Source organism: Haloferax sp. Atlit-6N, from assembly GCF_003383195.1.
In the GTDB taxonomy this organism is placed as follows: domain Archaea; phylum Halobacteriota; class Halobacteria; order Halobacteriales; family Haloferacaceae; genus Haloferax; species Haloferax gibbonsii.
The window spans coordinates 1-529 of the sequence record NZ_QEQJ01000172.1 but is presented as its reverse complement, the minus strand read 5'-3'; the positions used below and the strand labels follow the sequence as shown (position 1 = coordinate 529).

Genomic DNA, 529 nt, shown 5'->3' with positions numbered 1-529 from the left:
GTTCGCGTCGGGGCGCTCGAAGTAGCCGTCGGTAAGCCACGGCGAGCGCGCGTGGATCTCGCCCGGCGTCTCCCCGTCGTGCGGAACGGGATCGCCGTCCTGCGTCCGCAGGCGGATGCGCGCGCCCGGTGCGGGGATCCCAGCCTTTCGCTTGAGTTCGTAGCGCTTCTCCTCCGGAAGGTCCTGCATCTCCGTCGTCTCGAAGGTGTTCGCCAGGTCCGGCGAGGCCTCGGTCATCCCGTAGCCCTGGTAGATAGGCGCCTCGTACACCTCCTCGTACTTCTGCATCAGCGACGCCGGCGGGGCGCTCCCGCCTGTCAGCACGCGGTCTAAGCTGTCGAGCGGTTCGCCCGCGACGGATTCGAGGTAACTGTCCATCTCGATCCAGATCGTCGGGACCGCGGCCGCAGCCGTCACGTCCTCGGCGTCGATGAGGTCGGCGACGTCCTGTGGCCCGGTGTGTTGGCCCGGTAAGACGAGCTTCGACCCGTAGAACGTCGCCGAGTACGGGAATCCCCAGCCGTTGACG

At 67.9% G+C, this 529-nt stretch carries 1 protein-coding gene; it reads right to left on the bottom strand.

The window, feature by feature from the left end:
* A partial coding sequence (locus tag DEQ92_RS21775; protein WP_147299567.1) for an AMP-binding protein occupies positions 1–529 on the bottom strand: 529 nt, incomplete at both ends.